This window comes from Agrobacterium sp. SORGH_AS_0440 (assembly GCF_031453135.1).
Lineage (GTDB): Bacteria > Pseudomonadota > Alphaproteobacteria > Rhizobiales > Rhizobiaceae > Agrobacterium > Agrobacterium pusense.
In genome coordinates, this window is the sequence record NZ_JAVIYR010000001.1 from 386,637 (window position 1) to 407,920 (window position 21,284).

Here is a 21,284-nt window from a genome sequence, read left to right on the forward strand (position 1 = left end):
CTTTGCCTTCGTCGTTCCAAGCGAGATCAACAGGCGCGACGAGTCGCACCGATGCAGCAGCGGTGTTGATAAACGGGGATGAAATCTTCGCCTTTGCCAGTCAGGGGCAGCCGGCACCGGCCGGCGACCCCCGCGACTTTACTTCACAAAAGTCTTTGTCAGGCCCGCCGTGCGGTCAACGATGAAGACGACGGCAAGTGTAAGCACGATCAAGAGAACGGAAATGGCCGCAACAAGCGGATCCGCCTGCGTCTCCACATGCTGATACATGGCGACCGGAAGCGTGGTGATGCGCGGACCCGTGAGGAACAGCGAAATCACGGCTTCATCGAACGACACCAAAAAGGAAAGCGCCGCCGTCGCCACGACACCCGGCGCAATCATCGGCATGGTCACGCGGCGGAAAACCGTGAGCGGCGATGCGCCCAGGGTGGAGGCGGCCTCTTCGAAGATCAGCGGCAGGCCGGCAAGCGAGGTGGTAAGCACACGCAGCGCATAAGGCAGCACGATGATAAGATGCGCGATCACCAGACCGGCGAAGGTGCCGAGCAGACCGGCACCGGCAAAGACGATGAGGATCGCAAGGCCGAGAACGATTGTCGGCAGCAGCAGCGGCGCGGTGAAGAAGGCGAGAAGCGCGTCCGCGCCGATGACCCGCATGCGAACGATGGCATAGGAGGCCGGCAGCGCGATCAGCATGGACAGCACGGTGACGATGATGGCGAGAAGGGTGCTGGTGCCCAGCGCTCCCATCATCTTCGAATTATGCATGAGATCCACATACCAGCGCAGGCTCCAGCCCGAAGGCGGGAAAGCCATGTAGCTATCGGCCGAAAACGAGATCGGCACCACGAGCACCACGGGCGCCAGCAGAAAAACGAACATGATGAAGGCGACGATTTTCAGTGCCAGCGGAACGGGACGTTCTTCCATCTTCGATCTCCCCTAAAGAATGGCCCGCAGAAGCCGGGAATAAAGCACCAGAGCCGCACCGAAGATCACGAGAATGATCATAGACAACGTCGCAGCGAGCGGCCAGTTGAGCGTCACGATGGCCTGATCGTAAATTTCCGTCGCCAGAAGGAAGACACGCCCGCCGCCAAGCAGCTTGGGGGTGATGAACGAACTGACGGCGAGGACGAAAGAGAGCAGGCAACCGAGCGCGACACCGGGCATGGTGAGCGGCACGATGATGCGCCAGAACACCTTCCAGGGCGATGCGCCGAGTGTTTCGGCCGCCTCCTCGACACGCGGATCGAGCCTGCCGAAACCGGCAAGCAGCGCCAGGATCATATAGGGCATCAGGATTTCGGTGAGACCGATGACAACGCCGACCTTGTTGAACAGCAGCCGCACACCGCTTTCTGCACCGAATGCGAAGAGGATATTGTTGATGAGGCCGTCATCGGCAAGGATCGCGATCCAGCCATAGGTACGCACCACGGCCGAGGTCAAAAGCGGCGAGATGACCAGTACCAGCAGCAGCGTCTTCCAGCGACCCTGCGCCCGGTGAAGATAGAGCGCGATGGGATAGGAAGCGATAAGCGTGAGGACGGTGATCAAGAGGCTGGTCAGAATGCTCTGGCCGATCAGTTCGATATAAAAACCGTCGGTCAGCGTCGATGTCCAGTTGTCGAGTGTGTGGGCTTCGCCAAGACCGCCGCCGCCGAGGCTTTCGCGGAAGGAAAGCAGGAGCAGGTTGAAGACCGGCATCACAAAGGCAAGGCCGTTGACCGCAATGATCGGCCCGAGAAGAAGCGTTGCGAGAAACACCATGGAGGATGTGCGGCTGCCGGGAGCCGTGATCATGACCGCCGCTGTCATTGATTTGCTCCGAAGACCAGCGTGTCCTCCACGCGCCAGACGAGGCTGACCGCGCTGCCCGCCGCCACCGGCGTTTCGCCGCCTGATGTGGCACGCTCTACGGACAGCGTCTGGCCGCCCGCGGCGATCTCGTAATGGAGGATGTCACCGGCATAATAGACATCGCGGACTTCACCGGCGATACGATTGACCGGCGCTCCCTCGAAATCGGGCGCGACGTCACCGGCCACCGTCATGGCCATGCGATGCGGCCGGACCATAAGGTCGATCTTGCCATTGTGCGAACCGGGCGCCCGCAATACCGCATCACCGACCGTGATGTGATCGCCGACCGCGTTTCCGACCAGGCGGTTGGTGCGGCCGACGAAAGAGGCGACGAATGCCGTCGCCGGGCGCTCGTAGAGGTCGTGCGGCGTGCCGAGCTGTTCCAGACGCCCGCCATTGAGGACGGCGACCTTGTCGCACATGCTGAGCGCCTCCACCTGATCATGGGTGACGAAGATTGAAGTGATGCCGAGCTGTTTCTGGATACGGCGGATTTCAGAGCGGATTCATCTCGTCGCGCAGCTTGGCGTCGAGATTGGAAAGAGGCTCGTCGAACAGGAGAATGGAGGGCTGGATGACGAGAGCACGTGCCAGTGCGACACGCTGCTGCTGGCCGCCGGAAAGCTGGGCCGGTCGGCGGTCCTCGCGCCCTTCCAGACGCACCATGGCGATTGCCTCACGGGCACGCCGTTCCGCTTCCGCAGCCGGCACCTTGCGCATTTCAAGACCGAACATGACGTTCTTGAGAACCGTCATATGCGGGAACAGCGCATAGCTCTGAAAGACAAGGCCAATATCGCGCTTGTAGGGCGCAAGCCGGGTTACGTCCTTGCCATCGATCAGGATCGAGCCCGACGTCACCGGGGCAAGCCCGGCAATCATGCGCAGCGACGTCGACTTGCCGCAGCCGGACGGACCGAGAAAGGCGACCAGTTCGCCCTTGGGTATCTCGAGATTGAGATTATCCACGGCTACCATGGTTTCATAGCGCTTGGTCAGTGAACGAATTGAGAGAAATCCTGGCTGCATGATGTCTGAAGTTCCCATTCTGGCTTTTTGCCTTTCTCCAGAGCATGTCAGACACTTGGCGTCTTGAACATGTCCTGTCCCTTGCGCGCCGACCCACCTCGCCACCGATCCGAGCGTCGGTGGGGAAGATGAACCGAGGGGTTTGGTATGCTGCTTCCGCAGCCGATAAGGGGTGCGGAAGTCTTGCCATTTCTCACGCCAGGCGCGAAAAGCCTCAGCGGCTGAGCGGAATGACCTTGCGACGCCAGTCCTGCGTGATCTGGTCACGAACCTTCGAGAGGCCGATCCAGTCAACCGGAATGACCTTGTCCATCGCCTTGACGACCGTGCGATCGCTGACATCGGCAGCCACCGTGGCCTTGGCATTGGTCGGCGCATAATACATGGCGGCGGTGAAGGCGGCCTGGGCTTCCGGGCTCAATGCATAATCGACGAACTTGCGGGCCGCCTCGGACGAAGGGCCTCCTTTGACGAGGTTGAGCGTATTGATCTGGAGAATCGTACCTTCCTTCGGAAGAACGACCTTCATCTTGCCCTTGGAACCATCGGCATTCACCTGGCTGCGGGCGTTCCAGCCCACGCCCAGCGATACCTGGCCATTGACGACACTCGGATAGACTTCCGGTTTCGGTTCCCAGGTCTGGACGTTCGGCGCGACTTCCGCCATCGCATTGATGCCGGCGTCGATATTCTTGATGAAGTCTTTGCCGCCATTCATGTGATCCATGATGATCGTCGTGCCGATACCGACGATGTCAGGGGCGCTCAGCATGGCGACCTTGCCCTTGAAGGCGCTGTCTTTCAGGGCATTCCAGCTGTCCGGGGCGGTCTTCACCGCATCGGTATTGTAGATGAGAACCAGGTTGTCGAAAGTCACGCCAACACCGGCCACACCTTCGAAGCGCGCGTTCGGATAAAGGTCGGCGACATTCTTCGTCACGCTTTCATCGATCGTGTCGAACAGGCCTTCATCCGTGCCGGTTTTGGCAACAGAGACATCCATCAGCGCGATATCGGATTGCGGTGCAGCTTTCTGGGCGCGCAGCGAGCCGAGCATGGCGGCAGAACCCTGCTGAGGGAAATATTCGACCTTGATGTCAGGGTTGGCGGCCATGAAAGGCTCGATGACGGCCTTCGTGTAACGCTCCTGGAAAAGGCCGCTATAGCCGAGGAACGTCACGGTCTGCTGAGCCTGCGCCGGCAGGGCAGCCGCACCGAGCATGAGAATCCCACTCAGAAGTATCGTTTTCTTCATTGTCCTGTTCTCCTCTATTGTTATTGGGAGTGGCGAACGGATCCGCCACCCGTAAGCCTGTGTCAGGCGCTGAGCTTGGCCTGGACGAATTTATTGGCGCCCGAAATATCCGGCAGCTTCTCGCCGTTGCGCAGGCGCTCCAGAAGCACGATCTCGGCTTCCTGCATGCCGATGGCGCGCTCCGCCATGGCGCGAGCCTGGCTCGGATGAAGGGCGACCACGCCGCTCTCATCGCACAGGATCGCATCACCCGGATTGATCACCTGGCCGCCAACGCTGATCGGAATATTGACCGCGCCTTCCAGACCGAGGATCTTCGTGGTGATCGGCGACGGGCCGCGGCACCACATGGGCATGTCCACCTTCGTGAACTCCGAAAAATCGGTCGCCGGACCATCGACGACACCGGCTTTGACACCGGCCATCTTCATGGTGTTGGTGATGACGCCGCCCCAGCAGGCGTGGCGGGTATCACCGCAACGGTCGATGAGAACGATATCGCCCGGACGCACGAGTTGCGTCAGGTAGTGCAGCATGGTCGAATCCGCATTCGGGATGCGAAGCGTGACGGCGGTGCCCGCTACGCGCTTGCCCGGAAGGACCGCCCGGATTTCAGGATCGACGAAACCGGAATGGAGCACATGGCCGATCGTCGCGACTTCGACCTTTTCAAGAAGTTCGATGATGTCGGGGCCGATCTGTTCCGGCATGGGGTTAACGATAAACATTGGGTCTTTCTCCGATCAGAGAACGTGGTGGTTCGCCACCGGCACGTTGGCGCGCACCTTGGCCGAATAGTCGAAGTCGAGAGCGGCGCCGGCTGTACCGACAGTGTCGGAGCATTGCGCGACGATGTGACCCCACGGATCGATGACCATGGAATGTCCCCAGCAGGCTTTCTTTCCACCCGCATGGGTGCCGATCTGTCCCACGGCGAGGAAATAGGTCTGCGTCTCGACGGCGCGGGCGCGGGCCAGCACTTCCCAATGGTCCTTCCCCGTCATCAGCGTGAATGCAGCCGGCAGAACGATGACATCCGCGCCCTTGTCCCGCAGCGCACGGAACAGTTCCGGGAAGCGGATATCGTAGCAGATGCCGCAACCGACCGTCTTGTCGCCAACCTTATAGGTTACGACCTCTTCGCCGCGGGCGACGGAATCGGATTCGCGGTAGCTGATGCCGTTCGGCGTATCGACGTCGAACAGGTGAATCTTGCGATAACGGGCGATCTGCTTGCCATCAGGGCCGAAAACGAGGGTCGAATTATAGAAGCGGTTGCCTTCCTTCTCGACGATGGAGCCGGCATGGAGCGTTATGGCATGCTTCTTCGCGAGCCCCGAAAGCAGCGTATAGATTTCACCGCCGGGAAATTCCTCGCCGCTTTCATGCATTTCCTGAGGATTATCTCCAAGAAATGCAAAGTATTCAGGAAGAACAACAAGGTCAGGATTGTCCGCCTTGACTGCCTTCTCAATCAAATCGGCAGCAACCTTCAGGTTCTCTGCCTTGTCATTCTGGGTATTCATTTGAACAAGTGAGACTTTCACGTTGCTCTCCTCTCATGTTGCGAGGAGAATTAAGAACGGGAACTGTTTTCGTGACAAACGGAAAAACTCTATCGAAACCCATAAGATAAGCTTATAGATTAATCATCTTGCAATGCAGCATAAAAATTAAGCTGCGGCGGTCATCCACTGAATCGTGGTTTCACTGACGATTTCCGTCGCCATGTCGGCGATCGCGCGGGCGAGCGCATTGTCGCCTCGCTCCTGGTAAACCGTGTGAAAGGTCAGGGGCGGCACCGATGGCGTGATGTCGAGAATACGCGCTTCGCCAGATTTGATGATGCCGTCCACCAAGACACGCGGCAGCGCACCGACGCCGACGGCCGTGGCCACGAGGCGTGTCATGATCGACAGCGAATTCGAATTATAAATCCGGCTGTCGGACAGGCCGTGCGAATCCAGAAGCGCCCGCAACGCCTGATGCGGCTGCGAGCCGGTGGAGAAGGTAAGCAACGGAAAATGCGCGATATCTTCAAGCGTCACGCCGGTTTCCGGCAGCGGCAGTTCGACCGCGCCCACCCAGCAGGATTCGAAGGTGCAAAGCGGTGAGTTATAGATGTCAGCAGCCATGATCGGCCCCATGATGAAGCCGACATCCACCTCGCCGTTCTGGATACGCTGTGAAAGTTTCAGGCTGGTATCGATTGTCAGATCCAGACTGACGCCGGGATATTGCTCGTTCATGCGGCGGATGAGAAGCGGCAGCCAGGCATACACGATCGTATCGGCAGCACCGATCCGCACAGTCCCCCTCAGCGCTTCCCGATTGCTGACGATTTGCCGGAATTCGCCGGTGAGGTTGACGATCTTTTCGGCATGTTGCAGCGCCAGACGACCGGCGGGCGTCAGGTTGACGCAGCGCACATCACGCGTGAACAGCACGACGCCGAGCTCCCGCTCCAGCGCGGCGATGCGGTTTGAAACAGATGCCTGGGTCGTGTGCAAGCGTTCCGCGGCTGCCGAAAAGCTGCTCAATCGAGCAGCCCAGAGAAAGGTTTCGAGGAATCGGGTATTCATGGCTCAATCTTCTCGGATGGCTGCGCGATCCAGCTTCAAGTCTCTGGCGTCGTCTCGCCCTTGGCATCTGTGGTTCAAGAGGCAGTATGTCCGATGGGCGCGCCCATAAGCAAGTGATCACCGCCGCGTTTGCAGGGGGCGAAAATGAACTTTGAGGTGACGGGATGACGGACAGCCAACAAATCCGCACCATCCGATTCCGGCGCGCTTATCGCGGTCAAGCGGCGCGTTATCGTGTCGTCTATCCGTGCCTTGCAACACTTGGCGGAACTTGGCGTTATAAAGGCATAAAGTTTGTAGATGCCAGGGGCGACATGGACGACAGCGTGACCATTCCCAAGATCAACCGGCTCGTATTGCAAAATCTGGTAACCGGGCTGAGCGACGGGCTGATCCTTCTCGAAAACGACGGAACAATCGCCTGGGCGAACAGGGCGGCGCTTGTGATGCACCGCATAGAATCGGTATCCGAACTCGGCGACGATACCGAAAGCTACCGGCGGAATTTCACGCTTCGGTATCGCAATAATCACCTTCTAGACGCAGGGCAATATCCGCTTGAGCGGCTTCTTGCCGGCGAGACCTTTGAAGACGTCACTGTGGAAATATCTCCGAGTGACGATGAAACCGAATGCTGGGTGCACACCGTGCGTGGCCTCATCCTGGAAGATGCCGGCGCGAAACCGGATGTGCTGGTGCTGATCATTCGTGACGAGACGCCGCGCTACGAAGCGGAGGCACGTTTCGAGAGTGCTTTTAACGCAAATCCCGCACCTGGTCTCATCTGCAGGCTTGAAGACCAGCGCTTCATTCGCGTCAACCAGGGCTTTCTGGAAATGACCGGCTTCAGCCGGGAGGATATTATCGGCATCAGCGTCGAGGAACTCGGCCTGTTTTCCGAATGCGATACCGGCGAGGATGCGCTGAAACGCCTGCATGAAGGACGTGTCATACGCCAGCGTGAGGCGCTCATCCCCATTCCCGGCGGCGACCGGCTGGTGATTGTGGCGGGAGAAACCATCGCCGTTGCCGAAGAGCCGTGCATGCTTTTTACCTTCGCCGATCTCGACGGCCGCCGGAAAGCACAAAATGCCCTTCGCCAGAGCGAGGAGCGCTTTTTCAAATCTTTCCGACTCTCGCCTGCACCGGCTGCGATTTCGAGGCTTGAAGATTTCGTGCTGACAGAAGTCAACGATGCATTTCTGACGCTGTGCGGACGCAAGGAAGCCGAGGTGGTGGGCAAGACGGCGAGCGAACTGAAATTGTGGGACGATGTGGCAGCACGGCGCGATGTCGAAAAGCGGCTGAAGGACAATATCCCGATCCGCAACGAGAACCTGCGCATGAACCTTGCCGATGGCAGCGCGGCCGAATGTATCGTTTCTGCAGAACGCGCCGAGATCAATGACCAGCTCTGTGTCATCTGGGCGATACAGGATGTGACGGAGCGACGCCGCTCCGAGAACGAACTGATCGAGGCGATCGAGAGCGTCATGGCCGATACATCATGGTTCAGTCGCACCGTGGTGGAACGGCTGGCAGGGCTCAGGCAGAATTCCCGCGGGGCGTCATCCTCCGCTTCGCTCAAGGATCTCACCGAGCGTGAAGAGCAGATATTGTCTCTGATCTGCGACGGCTGCAGCGACAAGGAAATGAGCGACCGGTTGAACCTGTCCAGACATACCATCCGCAATCATATCGCGTCGCTATACGGCAAGATCGGCGTCAACCGCCGCACGGCGGCGGTCATCTGGGCTAGGGAGCGCGGTTTTGCCGGCCGCCGGTAAAAACAACATTCGCCACCCGCAAAATAGGTCAATTTGTACCAGTTGAACTAGTAGCTAATGCTCTGCAAGGAGCACTATTCCAGGGCTACCTTTCCATCATGCCGTTACCAACCGCGGCACGCTCAAACGATGGAAGGAGTTCGTCATGGACAATAACCGTATCGAAGGTATCGCCCGTCAGGCAAAGGGCACGATCAAGGAAGCAGCCGGCAAGATCACCGGCAATGACAAGCTTCAGGCTGAAGGCAAGGCCGAAAAACTGGCCGGCCAGGCGCAGGAAAAGCTGGGCCAGACGAAGGATACCGTCAAAAAAGCATTCAAGTGAACCGTCAATGTTCAAGGCAGGAGGTTTCACCATGATGCTTGCATGCGAAGCAAACCCGGCGGCAAGCTGCCTTCCGCAGGAGGTCAGCCTCTGCGCCGCCTTGCAGGCCGTAATCGCCTATGCGGACGGACAGGAGAAAAGCTCAATCTCCGTCACGTCGGTCGAGGGCCGTATTGTGCTCTCGGGCGAGGTTGAAACGCTCTCTGCCTTCGAACGTGCGGTGATCATCGCGGAATGTTTCGCATCGCGGCCGATCATTGCGGATCTGGCGATCCGGCAGCCGCCCTATCCCTATCTGGATGCCTCTTCCCCACGCATCCGCCTCGTGAATGATAACAGGAGTGACAGACAATGAAAAAACTCGTTCTCGCAACTGCAATTGCAACGCTGGCCATTGCCCCACTCGCTTCCGCCGAGACGAAGCACAACGGCAAGCGCGCTACGGAAACCGCGCAGAAGGAGCGTGTCGGCACGCTGTCGTGTGAAATCGCCGGCGGCGTCGGCCTCGTCGTCGGATCCAGCAAGGCGGTGAACTGCGAATTCCGCCAGCGCTCAGGAAAGACTGAGCGCTACACGGGAAAGATCGGCAAGCTCGGTCTCGACATCGGCGTGACCGGCAAGACCTATATGAGCTGGATCGTGCTGAACACGGCGGCAAGCCGTGTGGGTGACGGCGCGCTGAGCGGTGATTATGTCGGCGCTTCCGCAGGAGCGTCGGTCGGGGTCGGTCTCGGTGCCAATGCGCTGATCGGCGGCAATGCCAAAAACTTTGCCCTGCAGCCGATCAGCGCCGAAGTGGGAACCGGCGTGAATGTTGCAGCGGGTGTATCCCACCTTCAACTGAAGCGCGCGGGTTGACCGTTCATCCGGGGCATTCAAGGAGAGGCCGCGCCTGGCTGGCGCGGCCACAAATTGCGGCCGGCTACTGTATCTTGTCCAGCATCTTGTAATATAAACCCACGAGCGGCAGGAACCAGGGCTTGCCGAAATGACCTGGCACCGCCGGCCACTCAAGCCCCTTTAGCGGGTTGTTGTCCGGCCGCCCCAGAATGGCGTCCGCCACCACCATGCCGAGATGTGTGGAAAGCTGCGCCCCGTGACCGGAATAGCCCATGGCATACCAGACGCCATCGTGATAGCCGGCCCGCGGATAGCGGTCCTTGGTCATGTCCACCAGTCCGCCCCAGCAATAGTCTATCCGCACATGCGAAAGCTGGGGAAAAATGCGATGGAGGCTTTCCGTTAGGATCGCTCCGCTCTTGGCGTCAGAACGCTGGTCCGACGTGGCGGAGAAGCGTGCACGGCCGCCAAAGATCAGCCGGTTATCCGGAGCCAGCCGGAAGTAGTTGCCGATGTTCATGGAGTTGACATAGGTGCGGTTGCTCGGAACCGACGCCTTCACTTCTGCATCCGTCAGCGGCCGCGTGGCGATGATGAAACTGCCGACGGCGATGATGCGCCGGCGAAAATAACCGAAACCGGAGGGCGTGTAAGCGCCCGTCGCAACGAGAACATTGTCCGCGGTCACCTTGCCGCGCGCGGTTTCAAGTTCGTGAAGCCCGCCGTTCTGGATGTGTTTCGTCACCGACGCATTTTCGAAGATCACCGCGCCATGACGGCTGGCAGCTTCGGCGAGCCCTGCCACATAACGGCCCATATGCATCATGGCGCTCTTCTTCGAGAGCATGGCGCCATGAAAGGGCGATCCTATTTCCGCCGTAAGATCGGCGGCGGACAGAAGCTCCGTATCGGGATCGACCTCGGCGTGGACAGCGTCGAAATTCCTCGCCAGCCCTTCGAAATGCTGCGGCTTCGAGGCCATCTTCAGTTTGCCCGCCCGGCGGAAATTACAGTCGATACCTTCCTCGGCGATCAGGCTCTCCAGCGTGTCGATTGACGCGTCCAGCGCCTTGTAAAGGGCAACGGCCCGTTCCTTGCCAAGCTCCGCCTTGGCGGAAAGATAGGAATGGGCAAGGCCGTTATTGAGGTGCCCGCCATTGCGGCCGGAAGCACCCCAGCCGACCCGCTGCCCTTCCAGAACAACGACGCGCGCGCCCGCTTTCGCGAGCTGGCGCGCGGCACCAAGACCGGTAAAGCCGCCGCCGATGACGGCCACATCATAGTGACCCTCTACAGGACCTTCCGCCGCCCCCGCGAAAGAGGGGGCAGTATCGTGCCAGTAGGAGACGAGCTTCATGGCCTGGTCCTTTCCTTACAGTCCGACAACACCCGCGAGACCGGAAATATCGGCGATCTCGACATAACCATAATAAGGGTTTGCCGGTTCGTGGCCGCGATTGACCCAGACCTTGTTCTTGATGCCGAGATCATGGGCCGACATCAGGTCGTAACGGAATGAGGACGAGACGTGCAGAATGTCTTCCGGACCACAACCGAGCATGTCGAACAAATATTCGAAAGCCTTGAAATGCGGTTTGTAGGCCTGCGCCTGCTCGGCCGTATAGACGGCGTGGAACGGCGCACCGAGCTTTGCGACATTCGACATGATCTGCGAATCCATGGCGTTGGACAGGATGACGAGCGGAATTTCGTTGGCGACCTTCGCCAGACCAGCGGGGACATCCGCGTGCGGACCCCAGGTCGGAACGCGCTCATAGGTCATGATGGCATCCTCATCCTTGAAGGATACGCCGTTGCGCTTGCATGTCCGTGACAGCGCGTTGTGAACGACTTCAGCGTAAGGCTTCCAGTCATGCATGACCTCGTCCAGACGATAAGCGGAGAAATTCTTGATGAATTCCTGCATCTGCGCTTCATCCAGGCGGTCGCCGTAAAGATCGCGGGCGGCCTCGGCCATCTGAAAGTTAATCAACGTACCGTAGCAATCGAAAGTGATGTATTTCGGGCGGAAGATGGTCATGTCGTCGTCATCCTTGATTGGGGATCGAGTGTGGCCGGAATAATGAGATCATAGAAAGCCTTTGTCCCGTCGGCGCACCGCAATTGCCCGTCGCGAAAGCAGATTGTTGCGTATGTAGCTGCCAGTTTGGCAGAGAGTTGCGCGCGGAGAAACCCGGATGCCCTCGCCTAGCCCGGTTTGCCGCCAGGCGCGCACGACAGGCGGCATAAGATGCGGCAACGGATAAAAGCAACAGCGAAACATATCGAACCTTCCCATTTGTCGGGACAATCTTCTTCAAACCTCAGTCTATCAATGAACCAGCAGAGCAAACGGAGTTTCGGCATGCACGCCAGCCCCATCGACATCCAGTCCTTTCAACCTGACCATCTTGACGCCGCCGTCGAACTCTCGCGCCAGGCCGGTTGGCCGCATCGCAAGGAAGACTGGGCGCTTGTCCTTTCGATCAGCAATGGCTTCGTCGCGCTCGAAAACGGCCGTGTCGTCGGAACCGCAATGGCGACGTTGCTGGGAGATGGCTGCGCCACCGTCAATATGGTGATCGTGGATGAGGCAATGCGCGGGCGCGGTCTTGGCCGCCGTCTGATGGATGCGGCGATCGGCGCCACCGAAAAGCGCGAATGCCGCCTGGTCGCCACGGCCGATGGCCTTCCCCTCTATGAAAAAATGGGCTTTGTCGCCTCGGGGGAAGTGCTCCAGCATCAGGGTGTTCCTGTTCCTGGCGAAAAGCCGGCGGGTGTCGCCTGGCTCGAGACCGTCGTTCCAGGGGAGCTTGCGGTGCTTGATGCGCAGGCGTTCGGTGCGGACCGCACCCCGCTCTTTGCAGCGCTTGTCGCGAGAGCGCGTTTTGCCGAAGTCCGGCAGGAGGGCGTCCTCAAGGGCTTTGCAGCCCTGCGCGCCTTCGGGCGCGGTGAGGTCATAGGCCCGGTCGTGGCAGAAAATGCTGAAACTGCAAAGGCCCTCATCGCTTTCGTCATTGCCGAGCGCCCCGGCATGTTCCTGCGGGTGGACACCACCGCCGATACGGGTCTCGCCCCATGGCTCGTCGAAAATGGTCTTGCCCATGTCGGCGGCGGCATCGCCATGCGCCGACCGAAGACCGATATCGCCCCCGGCAGAAAATTCAAAACATTTGCATTGACCAGCCAGGCACTCGGCTGAATCCGGAGAGAGACCCATGTTAAGCAATTCCCTGATCGAACTGGACCGCGCCCATCTGGTGCACCCCGTCTCCTCCTTCCGCGGCCATGAGAAGCTGGGCGTGCGGGTGCTGAAATCGGCAAGCGGCGCCACCGTCACCGACATCACCGGCCACCAGCTCATCGATGGCTTTGCCGGTCTGTGGTGCGTGAATGCCGGTTATGGTCATGACAGCATCGTTGAGGCCGCGGCCAGACAGATGCGGGAATTGCCCTATGCCACAGCCTATTTCGACATTGGCAGCGAGCCGGCCATCCGGCTTGCTTCGGAACTCGCCGACCGAGCGCCCGGCGACCTGAACCATGTCTATTTCACGCTTGGCGGCTCCGATGCCGTGGACAGCACCATCCGTTTCATCCGCTATTACTGGCACGCCAGGGGTGAGCCGCAGCGTGACCAGTTCATCTCCATCGAACAGGGTTATCACGGCTCCACCACCGCCGGTTCGGGCCTCACCGCCCTGCCCGCGTTCCATGCTGGTTTCGGCGTGCCTTACGACTGGCAGCACAAAATCCCGTCGCATTACGCCTATCGCAACCCGGCCGGAAGCGATCCCGCCGCCATCATCACCTCTTCCCTGCAAATTCTGAAGGACAAGATCGAGACGATCGGTCCGGAGCGCGTCGCCGCCTTTTATGCGGAGCCCATTCAGGGTTCCGGCGGGGTGCTCGTGCCGCCGCCCGGCTGGATCAAGGCCATGCGGGACCTCTGTAAGTCATACGGCATCCTTTTCGTCGCCGACGAAGTCATCACCGGCTTCGGGCGTACCGGCCCGCTTTTTGCCTGCGCCGACGAAGATATCGTGCCCGACTTCATCACCGCGGCGAAGGGCCTCACGTCCGGCTACGTGCCGATGGGCGCAGTATTCATGGCTGATCATGTCTACGACACGATTGCCGATTTCGCAGGCGAAGCGGCGGTCGGCCATGGCTATACCTATTCCGCTCATCCGGTCAGCGCAGCCGTGGGCCTGGAAGTGCTGAAGCTTTACGAAGGCGGCCTTCTGGAGAATGGCCGCCGCGCCGGCGCGCGCCTCATGGCGGGGCTGGAAGGGCTGAGAAGCCATCCGCTGGTCGGCGATGTGCGCGGCCGCGGCATGCTTGCCGCCGTCGAGCTTGTGACCGACAAGGAGAAGAAAATCCCGCTTCCGGCAGCGGCTGCACCAGCCCGCAGGGTTTTTGATCGCGCCTGGGAGAACGGCCTCATCGTACGCGCCTTCGCGAACGGCATCCTCGGCTACGCGCCGCCGCTCTGCTGTACGGATGGCGAGATCGATGCGATAATCGAACGGACGCTTAAAACCCTCGATCAGACGTTAGAGGACCCGGCCGTGCGGGCGGCCATGGCCTGAAGCGGCGACCGGCTCTTTCCGGCACCTTCGCGAAATGTCGCCACACAGCGCATATTCGCAATATTCTGCCGAAGAGCCGATCCATTTCGGAGAATCCGGCGCGCCGGAACTGCCAAACTATCCCTAAGAAAAAGCACAAAACGCCACTAAAACAGGCGTTTTCAAAAATGGGAACGGGACAAAGATTCCGTCCGGGAACGAAATAAAATGCCGCAACCCTCCCCTAAAAAGGACGTGGCGGCAGAGCGGAGACCGACATTGCCCAAAAAACTGAGCGACTTCAAATATATGAGCTTCGACGTGGTGGGAACCCTCATCGATTTCGAACGGGGTCTGACATCGACGCTGGCCGCAATCGGTGCGGAAAACGGTGTTGAGGTCGATGGTGAAAAGGCGCTCGCGCTCTACCGTGCGGCCCGCTACTCCGACGCGACCGACCTTTTTCCCGATGATCTCGTGCGCGTCTACCTCATCATTGCCCCTGAGCTCGGCCTGCCGGTGGAGCGCGCCTATGGTGAGCGTCTGCGCGACGCGGCGAAGGACTGGAAAGGCTTTTCCGACTGCCGCGCCGCCATGGCCGAACTTTCAAAGACCCACCGCCTGATCGCCATGACCAACGCCCGACGCTGGGCCTTCGACTATTTCTCGAAGGAACTCGGCAACCCCTTCCACGCCGCTTTCACCGCGGATGACACCGGCACTGAAAAGCCCGACCCTGCCTTCTTCGAGAAGGTCTTCTCCTTCGTGGAAAGCGAAGGAGCGTCGAAGGACGACATTCTGCACGTGGCGCAGAGCCAGTACCACGATATCGGCATTTCCCGAAAACTCGGCATGACCAATTGCTGGATAGAGCGTCGCCATGCCCAGAAGGGATATGGCGGCACGATCGAGCCGGAAAACTTCACCGAACCGGATTATCACTTCACGTCCATGGCCGGCCTTGCCGAAGCCGCCAGACAAACGGGCGGCTGAGCCGCCCCTGCTGTCGGCGTGGCGCACACCGGTACGCAGCCGCAGGTAATTTCTACAGACGCATTTCAAGAAATCATACAAAAGGGGAAGACCATGAGTGACAGGATTTCAAACTGGACCCGCTCCGACGATGCTGCCGTTGAACAGGCAATCCGCCGCGGCGCCACACGGCGCGAACTGCTTCACATGATGCTGGCGGGCGGCGTGGCCCTTTCCGCCGGTTCGGCGATCCTCGGCCGCGCCTCGCAGGCCGTGGCGGCTACCCCGGTTTCCGGCGGCACGCTGAAGGCGGCGGGCTGGTCGGCCTCCACTGCCGATACGCTGGATCCGGCCAAAGCCTCGCTCTCGACGGATTATGTCCGCTGCTGCGCGCTCTACAACCGCCTGAGCTTTCTCGACATTTCCGGCACGCCGCAGATGGAGCTGGCCGAATCGATCGAATCCAAGGACGCCAAGACCTGGACCGTGAAACTCCGCTCAGGAGTGACCTTCCACGACGGCAAGGCGCTGACCGCCGACGACGTGGTCTATTCGCTGAAGCGCCATCTCGATCCAGCCGTCGGCTCCAAGGTTGCCAAGATCGCGGCACAGATGACCGGCTTCAAGGCCGTCGACAAGAGCACCGTCGAGATTACGCTGGCCAGCGCCAATGCCGACCTGCCGACGATCCTTGCCATGCACCACTTCATGATCGTGGCGGACGGCACCACCGATTTCTCCAAGGGCAATGGCACCGGTGCCTTCAAGCTCGAAAAATTCGAGCCGGGGGTACGCTCGATCATGGCGAAGAATACCAATTACTGGAAATCCGGTGGACCGCACGTCGACAGCTTCGAGTTCTTCGCGATCTCGGACGACAACGCCCGTGTCAACGCGCTTCTCTCCGGTGATATCCAGCTCGCCGCCGCCATCAACCCGCGCGCGCTCCGTCTGCTCGACAAGCAGGAGGGCGTTGTCCTGTCGAAGGGAACGTCCGGCAACTACACCAATCTCAACATCCGTCTTGATCAGGCCCCCGGTAACAAGGCCGATTTCATTGCCGGCATGAAGTCGATCGTCAATCGCGAGCAGATCGTCAAGGCGGCCCTCCGCGGACTTGGGGAAGTGGGGAACGACCAGCCGGTGCCGCCCATGAGCCCCTATCACAATCCGGATCTGAAGCCGAAAGCCTTCGATCCCGAGAAGGCGAAGTTCCACTTCGAAAAAGCCGGCGTGATTGGCCAGTCCATCCCGGTCATTACCTCCGACGCGGCGAACTCGGCCATCGACATGGCGATGATCATCCAGGCTTCGGCTGCGGAAATCGGCGTCAAGCTGGACGTGCAGCGCGTTCCCGCCGACGGCTACTGGAGCAATTACTGGCTGAAGGCCCCGATCCATTTCGGCAACATCAACCCGCGTCCGACGCCCGACATCCTGTTCTCGCTGCTTTATGCATCGGACGCGCCGTGGAACGAAAGCCAGTACAAGTCGGAAAAATTCGACAAGTTGATGCTGGAGGCGCGCGGCCTGCTCGACATGGAGAAGCGCAAGCAGATCTACTTCGAGATGCAGACGATGATCGCCGACGAAGCAGGCACCATCATTCCCGCCTATCTCACCAATGTGGACGCAATCTCCTCCAAGCTGAAGGGGCTGGAAGCCAATCCACTCGGCGGCATGATGGGTTACGCCTTCGCGGAATACGTCTGGCTCGAAGCCTGATAAACCATGGTGCCGGGCGTGAAACAGCGCCCGGCAAGCTTTCCCCAAGATGCGGGAAGCCTCCACCATCAGGCAGGTTGCAGGAGCATGTGAATGAACAGCCGGATATTATCCCTTGTCGCCAGGCGGCTGGTCGTCATGCTGACGACGCTGCTTATCGTCTCATTTATCGTCTTTTCAGCCACCAGCCTGTTACCCGGCGACACCGCGACGATCCTCCTCGGCCAGGCGGCGACGCCTGAAGCCGTTGCCGGCCTGCGTACCGCCATGCATCTCGACGATCCCGCCCTGCTGCGTTTCATCCGTTGGCTTTTCGGCCTGGTGCAGGGTGATCTCGGCACGTCCTATGCCAATAACATGGCGATTGCCGATCTCATCGGCCCGCGTTTCATCAACTCCATGAAGCTGGCCGGCATCACGACCATCATCGCCGTGCCGCTGGCGCTGACGCTCGGCATCAGTTCCGCAATGCTGCGCGGAACGCTTTATGACCGGGCCGTCACCGTGCTGACCATCGGCGTCATTTCGGTGCCGGAATTCATGATCGCGACGCTCGCGGTGCTGCTTTTTGCCGTTTACCTGAAATGGCTGCCGGCGCTATCGCTCGTCAGCGAAGTGCACACGCTTTTCGATGTGCTGCGTGTTTACGCCATGCCCGTCATCACCCTGACCTTCGTTGTCTCCGCTCAAATGATCCGCATGAGCCGCGCCGCCGTTATCGAGACACTCGACACGCCCTATGTCGAAATGGCGCTGCTGAAAGGTGCGCCGCGCATGCGCATCGTGCTGCGCCACGCGCTGCCAAACGCGCTCGGCCCCATTGTCAACGCGGTGGCGCTCTCGCTCTCCTATCTTGTCGGCGGTGTTATCATCGTCGAGACGATCTTCAATTATCCCGGCATCGCCAAGCTGATGGTCGATGGCGTCGCCACCCGCGACCTGCCGCTGATCCAGACCTGCGCAATGATCTTCTGCGTCGGTTATCTCCTCCTCATCACGACGGCAGACATCATCGCCATCATGTCCAATCCGAGGCTGCGCTGATGGCCGATCATGTCAAAACAACTTCGGGGACCTCGCGTTTGGGTTACAAGATCAACGCAGTCGGCGTTTTCGGCTTTCTCGTCATCTTTCTCTGGGCCATGGTTGCGATCTTCGCGCCATATCTCATTCCGCATCCGGTCGGTGAAATCGTCGATTTCGATTATTTCGGGCCGATGACATCGGAGCTCTGGCTCGGTTCGGACTATCTCGGTCGTGACGTGCTTTCCCGTATTCTCATGGGCGCACGTTTTACGGTCGGCATTTCGCTGGCAGCGGTCGCCATCGCCTGCACCTGCGGCGTTGTGCTCGGCATGTGCGCCGCCGTCATCGGCGGCTGGTTCGACGCCGCGCTCAGCCGGTTTCTCGATGCGGTGAATTCCATTCCAAGCAAGCTTTTCGGCCTTGTGGTCGTCGCCGCTGTCGGTTCGTCCATTCCGGTGTTGATCGTCACGCTCTCGGTCATCTACACGCCCGGCGCCTATCGTTTTGCCCGCGCGCTTGCAGTCAATGTCAACACAATGGATTTCGTCACAGTGGCGCGTGTTCGCGGCGAGAGCCTCTTTTATCTCATCGGCTCCGAAATTCTGCCGAACATCATCCGGCCCGTGCTTGCCGATCTCGGCGTGCGGTTCGTGTTTATCGTCCTGCTTCTTTCTGGCCTTTCCTTCCTTGGCCTCGGCCTGCAGCCACCCAATGCCGACTGGGGTGCGCTGGTGCGCGAAAACATCGGCGGCCTGCCTTTCGCGGCTCCCGCGGTCATTTTTCCGTCACTGGCCATTGCAAGCCTGACGATCAGCGTGAACCTGCTGATCGACAATCTGCCGCAGAAAATTCGCGACAGGAGCGAAGCATGAACAATCTCGTTGAAATCCGCGGATTGAAGGTCGAGGCAACCACCGATTCAGGCCGTCGCATCGATATCATCAAGGGCGTCGACATCGATATCGCCGATGGCGAAATCGTCGCACTGATCGGCGAAAGCGGCTCCGGCAAGACCACCATCGCACTGACGCTGATGGGTTATGCCCGCCCCGGTTGCCGCATTTCCGGCGGCAGCGTCAAGGTGGCGGGTCAGGATATGGTGCAGCTTTCCGAAACAGAGCGCGAAAGGGTTCGCGGCACACAAGTCACCTATGTCCCGCAAAGCGCTGCTGCCGCCTTCAACCCGGCACAGAAGATCATCGATCAGGTCATCGAAGTCACCCGCATCCATCACCTGATGCCGCCACAGGAAGCCCGTGCACGTGCGGTTGAGCTCTTCAAGGCGCTCTCATTGCCCAACCCGGAAACCATCGGTGACCGTTATCCGCATCAGGTCTCCGGCGGTCAGCTTCAGCGCCTCTCCGCGGCCATGGCGCTGATCGGCAATCCGAAGCTGGTGATCTTCGACGAACCGACCACCGCACTCGACGTCACGACCCAGATCGAGGTTCTGCGCGCCTTCAAATCGGCAATGCGCAAGGGCGGCATCGGAGGTGTCTATGTGTCACACGATCTCGCCGTCGTTGCCCAGATCGCCGACCGGATCGTTGTACTGAAAGGCGGCGAGGTACAGGAAACCGGCACCACCGGGGATATTCTCGAAAATGCGCAGCATCCTTACACAAAGGAATTGCTGACGGCATTTCATGACAAGGTCCGCGCGGTCGCCCCGCCAACGCAGGAGCGGGCAGCACCGTTGCTGGATATTGAAAATCTGATCGCTGGATATGGCACCAAGGGCGACGACAGGATGCCGCTCGTGCGCGCCGTGGATTCCGTCAGCCTTTCGGTCTATCCCGGTCGCAATCTCGGTATCATCGGCGAATCCGGCTGCGGAAAATCGACACTGGCACGCGCCATTGCCGGCATTCTTCCGGCGGCAGGCGGCCATGTCATTTTCGAAGGCAAGGAGCTGGATGCCGATGCCCGCCATCGGACAAGCGACCAGCTGCGCCGCATGCAGATCGTTTTCCAATATGCCGATACCGCGCTCAACCCTTCGAAACCGATCGAGGATATTCTCGGCCGGCCGTTGACCTTTTATCACGGCATGAAGGGCAAGGCCCGGGATGCGCGGGTCGATCAGCTTCTCGACATGGTGAAGCTGCCGCGCTCGGTGCGCCACCGTCATCCCTCAGGCCTGTCAGGCGGGCAGAAGCAGCGCGTCAATTTCGCCCGGGCGCTGGCCGCCGAACCATCACTCATCATCTGCGACGAAATCACCTCGGCGCTGGACACCGTGGTTGCCGCCGCCATCATCGATCTTCTCGGCGAATTGCAGCGGGAGCTGAACCTCTCTTACATCTTCATCAGCCACGATCTCTCGGTGGTGGAGACCATCTGCGACGAAATCGTGGTGATGTACGCCGGCAAGAAGGTGGAGCATCTGGAGACGGAAGCCATCAAATCGCCGACGCATCCATATTCAAAGCTGCTCTTCTCTTCGGTACCCAAACTCGACCCGACATGGCTCGACAATCTTCAGCAGGATGCGGAGCTGGTGCGGGCGTTTTCCAAGCGGTGAGCCGCTGAAAAACAGTAAGGCGTTGCAAAAACCTGGGTGATTACCAAAGAGGATTGAGACGCTGTCCTCCGTCATGCCGAACTTGATCCGGCATTCAGCCACGGCGCGTCTACGCCGTGAGAAGAGTCTTTTGCGATCAAGGACTTGATCGCGCTGGACCCCGGATCAAGTCCGGGGTGACGGAGTGTAAGTGCAACCCCCTGTCAAACCCATCGGTTCTGCGGACGTCAGATGCACTCCCTCTCACTTCAAAGCGGAAACAGACTGGTCAGCGGCATATGCGATTTGATAATCGGCGATTTCAGCACCACGAAGCTGAAATATTTGTCGATGCCCACGTCCATATCGGTCAGCCTTTCCATGATCGACTGATATTCGACAATGCCCGACGTGACGAATTTCAGGAGGTAGTCGTAACCGCCGGAAACGAGATGGCATTCCACCACCTGGTCGATTTTTTCAACGACCCCGAGGAAGCGGGCGAAATCGATCTGGCGATGATTCTTGAGTGTGATCTCGGTGAAGACCGTCAGCGTCTGGCCGAGTTTGTTGATGTTGATCTGCGCCGAATACCCCTCGATATAACCTTCCGACTGGAGCTTCTTCACCCGCATCAGGCAGGGGCTTGGCGAAAGATTGACAAGTTCCGCCAGCTCGACATTGGTGATGCGACCGTTTTTCTGAAGTTCATAGAGAATCTTGATATCGATCCGGTCAAGTTTCATCACGTGCGGAACCCCTTTTGTTTTTTCAGACACGCGGCATAAAATTCTGGCGCG

General features: G+C 59.5%; 20 protein-coding genes and 1 pseudogene. 11 read left to right on the plus strand and 10 right to left on the minus strand.

The genetic code is table 11. The features are described 5' to 3' along the window. Positions 1-138: 138 nt before the first annotated feature. The 7 genes and pseudogenes from QE453_RS01780 to QE453_RS01810 form a co-directional block, all read right to left on the minus strand. The gene (locus QE453_RS01780) at positions 139-933 is read right to left on the minus strand and encodes an ABC transporter permease (RefSeq protein ID WP_309776256.1); all 795 of its coding nucleotides are present in this window, start codon (positions 931-933) and stop codon (positions 139-141) included. A gap of 12 nt (positions 934-945) precedes the next feature. Beyond that, positions 946-1,824, minus strand: a complete 879-nt coding sequence (locus QE453_RS01785) for an ABC transporter permease (protein WP_004445419.1) — start codon at positions 1,822-1,824, stop codon at positions 946-948. Next, positions 1,821-2,898, minus strand: a pseudogene (locus tag QE453_RS01790) (ABC transporter ATP-binding protein). Before QE453_RS01790 ends, QE453_RS01785 begins: the two are co-directional and overlap by 4 nt. A 214-nt stretch (positions 2,899-3,112) precedes the next feature. Beyond that, the gene (locus QE453_RS01795) at positions 3,113-4,153 is read right to left on the minus strand and encodes an ABC transporter substrate-binding protein (RefSeq protein WP_309776257.1); all 1,041 of its coding nucleotides are present in this window, start codon (positions 4,151-4,153) and stop codon (positions 3,113-3,115) included. A gap of 62 nt (positions 4,154-4,215) precedes the next feature. Then, positions 4,216-4,881: an RraA family protein gene (locus QE453_RS01800; RefSeq protein ID WP_309776258.1), complete on the minus strand. Its 666-nt coding sequence runs from the start codon at positions 4,879-4,881 to the stop codon at positions 4,216-4,218. Positions 4,882-4,896: 15 nt separating this feature from the next. After that, positions 4,897-5,679 (minus strand): carbon-nitrogen hydrolase family protein, encoded by a 783-nt coding sequence (locus tag QE453_RS01805; RefSeq protein ID WP_037091354.1) that lies wholly within the window; start codon positions 5,677-5,679, stop codon positions 4,897-4,899. A gap of 147 nt (positions 5,680-5,826) precedes the next feature. Further along, positions 5,827-6,735: a LysR family transcriptional regulator gene (locus tag QE453_RS01810; RefSeq protein WP_004445429.1), complete on the minus strand. Its 909-nt coding sequence runs from the start codon at positions 6,733-6,735 to the stop codon at positions 5,827-5,829. Positions 6,736-7,049: 314 nt separating this feature from the next. Between QE453_RS01810 and QE453_RS01815 the strand changes: the two genes are divergently transcribed. The 4 genes from QE453_RS01815 (at position 7,050) to QE453_RS01830 (ending at position 9,705) form a co-directional block, all read left to right on the plus strand. After that, complete coding sequence (locus tag QE453_RS01815) at positions 7,050-8,522, plus strand: helix-turn-helix transcriptional regulator (RefSeq protein WP_309776911.1); 1,473 nt, start codon at positions 7,050-7,052, stop codon at positions 8,520-8,522. A gap of 145 nt (positions 8,523-8,667) precedes the next feature. Continuing rightward, positions 8,668-8,847 (plus strand): CsbD family protein, encoded by a 180-nt coding sequence (locus QE453_RS01820; RefSeq protein ID WP_004445431.1) that lies wholly within the window; start codon positions 8,668-8,670, stop codon positions 8,845-8,847. A 7-nt stretch (positions 8,848-8,854) separates the two neighbouring features. Further along, on the plus strand, positions 8,855-9,202 hold the full coding sequence (locus QE453_RS01825) for a BON domain-containing protein (protein ID WP_006698410.1): 348 nt from the start codon (positions 8,855-8,857) through the stop codon (positions 9,200-9,202). Then, complete coding sequence (locus tag QE453_RS01830) at positions 9,199-9,705, plus strand: DUF992 domain-containing protein (RefSeq protein WP_072493123.1); 507 nt, start codon at positions 9,199-9,201, stop codon at positions 9,703-9,705. Before QE453_RS01825 ends, QE453_RS01830 begins: the two co-directional genes overlap by 4 nt. A gap of 64 nt (positions 9,706-9,769) precedes the next feature. On the opposite strand, the gene QE453_RS01835 is transcribed toward QE453_RS01830, so the two are convergent. Further along, the gene (locus QE453_RS01835) at positions 9,770-11,044 is read right to left on the minus strand and encodes an FAD-binding oxidoreductase (RefSeq protein WP_309776259.1); all 1,275 of its coding nucleotides are present in this window, start codon (positions 11,042-11,044) and stop codon (positions 9,770-9,772) included. A gap of 15 nt (positions 11,045-11,059) precedes the next feature. Then, positions 11,060-11,728: a haloacid dehalogenase type II gene (locus QE453_RS01840; protein WP_022562868.1), complete on the minus strand. Its 669-nt coding sequence runs from the start codon at positions 11,726-11,728 to the stop codon at positions 11,060-11,062. Positions 11,729-12,052: 324 nt separating this feature from the next. Between QE453_RS01840 and QE453_RS01845 the strand changes: the two genes are divergently transcribed. From QE453_RS01845 to QE453_RS01875, 7 genes are all read left to right on the plus strand, one after another. Continuing rightward, complete coding sequence (locus tag QE453_RS01845; RefSeq protein WP_142182634.1) at positions 12,053-12,889, plus strand: GNAT family N-acetyltransferase; 837 nt, start codon at positions 12,053-12,055, stop codon at positions 12,887-12,889. A gap of 16 nt (positions 12,890-12,905) precedes the next feature. After that, positions 12,906-14,279 carry an aspartate aminotransferase family protein gene (locus QE453_RS01850; RefSeq protein WP_309776260.1) on the plus strand — a complete coding sequence of 458 codons (1,374 nt, stop codon included), beginning with the start codon at positions 12,906-12,908 and terminating at the stop codon, positions 14,277-14,279. 258 nt (positions 14,280-14,537) lie between these two features. Then, a complete protein-coding gene (locus QE453_RS01855; protein WP_309776261.1) occupies positions 14,538-15,251 on the plus strand; it encodes an HAD-IA family hydrolase in 714 nt (237 codons plus the stop codon). A 93-nt stretch (positions 15,252-15,344) separates the two neighbouring features. Then, a complete protein-coding gene (locus tag QE453_RS01860; RefSeq protein WP_006698417.1) occupies positions 15,345-16,955 on the plus strand; it encodes an ABC transporter substrate-binding protein in 1,611 nt (536 codons plus the stop codon). 93 nt (positions 16,956-17,048) lie between these two features. Beyond that, positions 17,049-17,999, plus strand: coding sequence for an ABC transporter permease (locus tag QE453_RS01865; protein ID WP_004445443.1), 951 nt, complete (start codon positions 17,049-17,051; stop codon positions 17,997-17,999). Next, entirely contained in the window at positions 17,999-18,853 is an 855-nt protein-coding gene (locus tag QE453_RS01870) for an ABC transporter permease (protein WP_004445444.1), read from the plus strand. The genes QE453_RS01865 and QE453_RS01870 overlap by 1 nt, the downstream gene beginning before the upstream one ends. Next, positions 18,850-20,505: an ABC transporter ATP-binding protein gene (locus QE453_RS01875; RefSeq protein WP_309776262.1), complete on the plus strand. Its 1,656-nt coding sequence runs from the start codon at positions 18,850-18,852 to the stop codon at positions 20,503-20,505. Before QE453_RS01870 ends, QE453_RS01875 begins: the two co-directional genes overlap by 4 nt. 248 nt (positions 20,506-20,753) lie before the next feature. Here QE453_RS01875 and QE453_RS01880 read toward each other — a convergent pair whose 3' ends face one another. Then, positions 20,754-21,230: an Lrp/AsnC family transcriptional regulator gene (locus tag QE453_RS01880; RefSeq protein WP_004445447.1), complete on the minus strand. Its 477-nt coding sequence runs from the start codon at positions 21,228-21,230 to the stop codon at positions 20,754-20,756. Positions 21,231-21,284: the final 54 nt, after the last annotated feature.

Coding starts and splice junctions, on each gene's coding strand:
- QE453_RS01780 (WP_309776256.1), bottom strand. CDS start 933: ATGGAAGAACGTCCCGTTCCGCTGGCACTGAAAATCGTCGCCTTCATC.
- QE453_RS01785 (WP_004445419.1), bottom strand. CDS start 1,824: ATGACAGCGGCGGTCATGATCACGGCTCCCGGCAGCCGCACATCCTCC.
- QE453_RS01795 (WP_309776257.1), bottom strand. CDS start 4,153: ATGAAGAAAACGATACTTCTGAGTGGGATTCTCATGCTCGGTGCGGCT.
- QE453_RS01800 (WP_309776258.1), bottom strand. CDS start 4,881: ATGTTTATCGTTAACCCCATGCCGGAACAGATCGGCCCCGACATCATC.
- QE453_RS01805 (WP_037091354.1), bottom strand. CDS start 5,679: ATGAATACCCAGAATGACAAGGCAGAGAACCTGAAGGTTGCTGCCGAT.
- QE453_RS01810 (WP_004445429.1), bottom strand. CDS start 6,735: ATGAATACCCGATTCCTCGAAACCTTTCTCTGGGCTGCTCGATTGAGC.
- QE453_RS01815 (WP_309776911.1), top strand. CDS start 7,050: ATGGACGACAGCGTGACCATTCCCAAGATCAACCGGCTCGTATTGCAA.
- QE453_RS01820 (WP_004445431.1), top strand. CDS start 8,668: ATGGACAATAACCGTATCGAAGGTATCGCCCGTCAGGCAAAGGGCACG.
- QE453_RS01825 (WP_006698410.1), top strand. CDS start 8,855: ATGTTCAAGGCAGGAGGTTTCACCATGATGCTTGCATGCGAAGCAAAC.
- QE453_RS01830 (WP_072493123.1), top strand. CDS start 9,199: ATGAAAAAACTCGTTCTCGCAACTGCAATTGCAACGCTGGCCATTGCC.
- QE453_RS01835 (WP_309776259.1), bottom strand. CDS start 11,044: ATGAAGCTCGTCTCCTACTGGCACGATACTGCCCCCTCTTTCGCGGGG.
- QE453_RS01840 (WP_022562868.1), bottom strand. CDS start 11,728: ATGACCATCTTCCGCCCGAAATACATCACTTTCGATTGCTACGGTACG.
- QE453_RS01845 (WP_142182634.1), top strand. CDS start 12,053: ATGCACGCCAGCCCCATCGACATCCAGTCCTTTCAACCTGACCATCTT.
- QE453_RS01850 (WP_309776260.1), top strand. CDS start 12,906: ATGTTAAGCAATTCCCTGATCGAACTGGACCGCGCCCATCTGGTGCAC.
- QE453_RS01860 (WP_006698417.1), top strand. CDS start 15,345: ATGAGTGACAGGATTTCAAACTGGACCCGCTCCGACGATGCTGCCGTT.
- QE453_RS01865 (WP_004445443.1), top strand. CDS start 17,049: ATGAACAGCCGGATATTATCCCTTGTCGCCAGGCGGCTGGTCGTCATG.
- QE453_RS01870 (WP_004445444.1), top strand. CDS start 17,999: ATGGCCGATCATGTCAAAACAACTTCGGGGACCTCGCGTTTGGGTTAC.
- QE453_RS01875 (WP_309776262.1), top strand. CDS start 18,850: ATGAACAATCTCGTTGAAATCCGCGGATTGAAGGTCGAGGCAACCACC.
- QE453_RS01880 (WP_004445447.1), bottom strand. CDS start 21,230: ATGAAACTTGACCGGATCGATATCAAGATTCTCTATGAACTTCAGAAA.